Here is a 5350-nt window from a genome sequence, read left to right on the forward strand (position 1 = left end):
AGCATGGCCGTTCTCCTTTCCCGTTCAGAATAAAAGCAGGCCCCTGCGGATGCGGCGGACCAGATCGAGGTGCATCCGGTGGCCCGCCCTGTGGGCGATAACCCGTCCCTTGAGCGGTCTCCCGAGGGTGGCCAGGTCCCCGACGAGGTCCAGCACTTTGTGGCGGACCGGCTCCTCGGGCACCCGGTATGTCGATGTTGGGTGAGGATCACCGTCGCCTATCACGAGGACATTGTCCGCCGTGCCGCCTCGGCCGAGCCCACGGTCCCTGATCCCCGCGATCTCCGAATCCAGGACGAAGGTCCTGGCAGGGGCGATGCCCCCGGCGAAGACATCCCTGGTGACGACCCCTTCGTAGACCTGGGCTCCAATGGCTGGAGAATCGTACCTTATGGAGCAGGTTATTTCAAAACGGTCGGAAGGGATCACGCCCATGAACCCCCCCCGGGAATCGCCAAAGGCGATCTCCCTGGCCACGGCGATGGGGGCGACATCCCACCCGGGTTCCCGGAGGGGAGCGAGGGCTTCGACGAAGGGACGGGCGCTCCCGTCCAGGGCGGGGATTTCAGGCCCCAACGGGGACAACAGGGCGCTCCAGACCCCGAGGCCCGCGAGAGCCGCGAGGAGGTGTTCCACCGTCATAACCCTGGAGCCGTCGGGGAAGACCAGCGTGGTACCCCTTGCGGTTCCGTCCGCCACCGCGGACTGGACCGGAAAAATTCCGCCGGGGAAGGCGAAGAACAGCCCCCTTTTCTCGGAGGGGGCCACCAGGACCTCCGAGGACACCCCGGTGTGGATCCCCACTCCCTTGAAGGAGGCTTCACCCTTGAGCCCGAAGGCCTCCGTCATCGGCAGCCTCTTTCCCTCAGTTCTGCGATTTCCTGTTTCAGCCTCCTGATCTCTTCGCGCATCTCGGGCAATCTCCTCAGCATAGCCTGGATCTTCATCTGCTCGCGGTGATCCCTGGCGGGGAATCCTGAAACGGTGGCGCCGGGGGGAACGTCCTTGGTGGCGCCGGCGTCGGCCGCCACCTGGGCCCTCGTCCCGACGGTGACATGGTCCGAGACGCCGCTCCTGGCGGCCATAATGACCCCATCTTCTAGAACGGCGCTGCCCGCTATCCCCGTCATCGCGACAAGAATGCAGTTTTTACCAATCCGGGCGTTGTGGCCTATATGGACGTGGTTGTCGATGACGGTTCCGTCCCCTATCACGGTTTCGTCGAGGGTCGCCCTGTCGATGGTCACGCAGGCGCCGAGTTCCACCCTGTCCCCTAACCTGACCCGCCCCAATTGCGGGATCTTCACGTGCCCGCCGTCAAAATCGGGGAGGAAGCCGAAGCCGTCGCAGCCAATGACGGCCCCGGAGTGGATGAGGCAGTCTTCCCCGACGATGGTCCCCTCCCTCAGGGCCGTGCCGGCCTCGATACGACTCCCCCGGCCGATCGAAACGTCAGGACCCAGGTACACCTGCGCCTCGAGAACGACCCTGTCGCCTATCACGCAACCGGCCTCCACAACGCAAAGGGGGCCTACATAGGCCAAGGGGGAGATGGTCGCGCCCGGAGCGACGACGGCCGTGCCGTGCACTCCCTCCCGAGAAACCCCGGGTGGTGAGAAAAGATCCAGGACCGTGACAAAGGCCTTTTCCGTGTCGGCCACCTCGACCCCGGTCAGGCCGTCGAGAGCCCCTCCCATGGGGACGACGACGGCGATGTCTCCCGGAGTCGCCGTAACCGCTCGCGTATCCCTGGAGACAATGATCCTGGAAGGGTCCTTCCCGCCGGGTCCCTGGACACCCTTCACCACGAAGTGGGCATCGCCGAAAGGGCGACCACCCAGAACCTTCGCCAGTTCGGCGATGGTAACACCCTTGTTCAGGTCCATATTCCTACCTCTTTTCTTTTTCATCAAGCGGCGTCACAGGTTCCCGACGAGCCTGACGCAGATCCTGTCCTCGTCGCGGCTGTCATAGTAAAGTTCCCAGGCCAGGTAGCCGCCGAAACGCCAGCCGATCCCGGCGACAGCATCCCCGTCATGGTTGAATCTACCCCAGAGATAAACCCTCGGGAGGATCTCCTCGAACCACACCCTGTACCAGATATCCTCCCCCGGGTAGGCGATCTCGGCGCCTATCCATACATCGGGCCAGGCCGGCCACCTCGCTCCCCATCGGCTCTCCACGCTCAGGTCGTTGGTCGTGGCCACCCACTCGCCGTACAGTTCCAGGTCCCAGTTTTTCCCGAGCGATGCCATCCTCCCGAGGTGGATTCCTATTTCGGGGTGCCTCTCGTCGGATCCCAAGCTGACAGCGGCCCAGGCCTGGAGGGTATACCGGTCGCTTTCCACCCTTATATCGACGGGGGCTATACGCTCGGGAGTGATGCCCACGGTCACCTCGCCCCTGACCTCGCGGGCGGCCCACTTTGTCTCAAGCGTTCCCGCCACCATCTCCTCGATGGGGCCCCTGTGCCGGTCAACCCACTCGCCGGGGAGGCCGATGAAGGGGGCGAGGGCCTCCAGCGCGTTGTCGGTTATCTCGGTCTGGAGGATCCTGGGGAGGGTCCTGGAACTGATCCTCGGGGAGTAGGCGATTATCACCGGCGAGAGCGCCCTGAAGCTGACGAGGACTTCGATTTCGCCCTCCTTGCCCCGTACGAAAAGTATCGAGGGGTACCAGCCTGGAACACGCCCGGTGAGCATCCTGATCGTTTCCTGCTGAAAGGCCTGTCCAGCCCAGGAGAGAGACTCGACCGGCAGGGGGGCGATCATCCCCTCAAGTTGGGAGGCGATATCGCCCATATCTTCCCGGAAAAGGGTTTCCAGTTCAGGAGCCAGTTCGGGGGGGTCGACACTGACCTTCCAGCCTCCCGGGGGCGGCGCTCCCAGGGAAAGGCCGACACGCAGATCCTCCCCAGAAAGCGCCAAACTGTCGATCCCGGCGCCGGGGAAAATCCTCTCCGCAACGATTCGGAGAGTCTTCAGCCCCGAGTCGATATCCCTGGACCGAAGGACCTCCTCCCACACGGCCTCGACCGGACCCGAAATGGTGGGGCGGACCCATTCCGGCACTCCCGTCACTTGCACGGAAGCGTCTGCCGGTGCCGTTAAAAGCAGGGCCACGGCGAAGAAGCCGGCCGCGGCCCTACAGAGGTACTGTTGAATTCTCACAAGGCGACCTCTCCTTGGCTAGAACATCTCCCCGAAGCCGAAATGAGTCCGGGTCTCATCTTCTCCTTCAGCAATATCAATTCTCAGATTACCCATGGGAGTCTTTACCCGGATACCAAACCCATAGCCGCTTTTCATACTGGAGAAAGCAGAATCATTACTTGCCATCCCAATATCGTAAAAACCGACAATAGAAATAGACTCCTGTATAGGGATTCTCAGCTCGAAATTACCCAGAACCATTTCACTACCGCTGAAAAAATCGTCCTTATAACCTCTTAATGTGTTAGCTCCACCCAGGAAGTACTGAGCCGCCCATGGTAAATCCCCAGAAGAGTACCCAATTCTGGCACGGGCTGCAAATATTATTGGATTATCTTCAGTTCCAATCTCCCGTCCAAATAGATTATCGAAGAAGTTATAAAGAGGCCAGTAGTAGCGGGCCTCAATCCAGTATTTTGTGTAGGTCATAGTATCAACAGCAGAGTCCTCAGGTTGGAAGAAGCCTTGTTCAACCGAGAGACTTTGAACCTCTCCCTTTGAATAGCTGAGGTAGGGATCAAGAAGGTTCCTAGTTAACGATACAGTAACAGAAGCGTTTCTACCCGGGAGAAATTTATCAGGTATCACAAGCGGTTCTTCTTGAAAAAAGTACTCAACCTCGTAGACCTCAAGCATTGCAAACCAACTCAGAGTGGGATTCTTCAGAAATTTCTTCCCAATGCCATAGTAAAGCCCCATTTTATCCTGGTTATATCTGCCATCAATACTGTCATCCTCGAGGTCTTCCCATTCTCTCTTATATGCACCTGCTCTCCATCGATGATGGAACTCGTCCATGTAGGGTTCTTCATAGAAAAGGAAGTACTGTTCCCTCGTACCTGTTTCAAAACCAACACCGACTTTGTGGCCCAGGCCTTTGTAGTTGAATTCTTCGTATGCCGCCCCGCCGGTCCATCCGGAACTGGAACCATGCCCAATAGAAAAAGAAACCCTGGCCGTCTTGCCTTCTTCAACAGTAAGAACCAGATTGACTATTTCCGGTTCTTCTGTAGGCTCGAACCCTATTCTTACATCTTCAAACAGGTCTCTTTGTTTCAATTTATTAATAGAATGACGCAGAATTGTGACGTTTAAAAGATCCCCGGTCTTCAGGTTGAATTCCCTCTCAATCACATGAGTCTTGGTCTTCTTGTTGCCCTGGATGATCACATCGCCCACCTTAGGTTCCAGGATCCTCACGTCGATGACCCCGTCCTGGATACCCACATCCTGGACCTGGACGAAGGCGTAGCCAGCCTTTTCGTACTTCTCGCCTATCCTCTGAAGGTCGTGCCGGAAGAAAGTCCTGTTGAAGACCGATCCCGGACGGGTGAAGACGACCTCCATCAGTTGATCGGCCGTGAAGACCGTGTTGCCGGTGAAGTTGATATCGCGGACTATGGGGTTCTCCTGGACCTTGTACTCCACGAAGACACCACCGAACTGCTCGATCACACTGACGTCGACGAAGGAAAAGAAGCCGAGACCGTAAATTGTGTCGATGTCCTGCTGGACCTGTTCGGGGTTGAACTGGTCCCCGGCCTTGGTACCGATGACACCGAGGATGTGATCGGAAACGACCTCCTGGTTTCCGGTGACGTCGACACCGACGACGACCGGCTGAACGGCCGAATAGGTCGGACCGGCCATCATAAGGACGAGCATAAGGGCAAAAGCCGCGGAGCATACCCGTTTCACGTGAACAGCACCCCTTTCACTGTTTCGAGTGTCTCATACCTTGGGATTATAAACTATTATTCGGGACTTTGGAGCACTATTCCTTCACCCCTCAGGGCCCTCTGGCCAATCTCGATGAGTGAGAGGATCTCGTCAAGGGCCGCGGCGGGAGCCCTGTTTTCTTCCATCGCGACAGGGGACGCCTCCCTGGTGGGTTGGGGCTTCCGCATGGGGGTCGACGGCGTCACCTCGGCAGGAAAGTCCTGGTAGAGGTTTTCCCTTGCCAGGTTCATTTCACTCAGGCTGTTCCTCAAGGCCGAAAGGACGCTCTGCTCGTCGGTCGTGACCCACTCGAGGCGCAACCGCCTGGTGTCCGCGATACCGACAGGGGCATACCCTCCCGTGGATATCGGTATGGCCGCCACCATGATCACCAGGAGCGCCACGGCCAGGGACCTCAG

Annotated in this window: 5 protein-coding genes; all 5 read right to left on the reverse strand. The window is 58.6% G+C overall.

Annotated features, from left to right (window positions below; genetic code table 11):
* Window positions 1-24: 24 nt before the first annotated feature.
* Complete coding sequence (locus GX108_02900; GenBank protein NLO55992.1) at window positions 25-849, reverse strand: UDP-3-O-acyl-N-acetylglucosamine deacetylase; 825 nt, start codon at window positions 847-849, stop codon at window positions 25-27.
* Window positions 846-1886, reverse strand: a complete 1041-nt coding sequence (gene lpxD, locus GX108_02905; GenBank protein ID NLO55993.1) for a UDP-3-O-(3-hydroxymyristoyl)glucosamine N-acyltransferase — start codon at window positions 1884-1886, stop codon at window positions 846-848. The genes GX108_02900 and lpxD overlap by 4 nt, the downstream gene beginning before the upstream one ends.
* A 33-nt stretch (window positions 1887-1919) precedes the next feature.
* Window positions 1920-3170, reverse strand: a complete 1251-nt coding sequence (locus GX108_02910; GenBank protein NLO55994.1) for a hypothetical protein — start codon at window positions 3168-3170, stop codon at window positions 1920-1922.
* A gap of 18 nt (window positions 3171-3188) precedes the next feature.
* On the reverse strand, window positions 3189-4877 hold the full coding sequence (locus tag GX108_02915) for a BamA/TamA family outer membrane protein (GenBank protein ID NLO55995.1): 1689 nt from the start codon (window positions 4875-4877) through the stop codon (window positions 3189-3191).
* 89 nt (window positions 4878-4966) lie between these two features.
* The coding region (locus GX108_02920; protein ID NLO55996.1) for a hypothetical protein at window positions 4967-5350 on the reverse strand (384 nt) is incomplete at its 5' end.

This window comes from Thermovirga sp., assembly GCA_012523215.1.
In the GTDB taxonomy this organism is placed as follows: domain Bacteria; phylum Synergistota; class Synergistia; order Synergistales; family Thermovirgaceae; genus 58-81.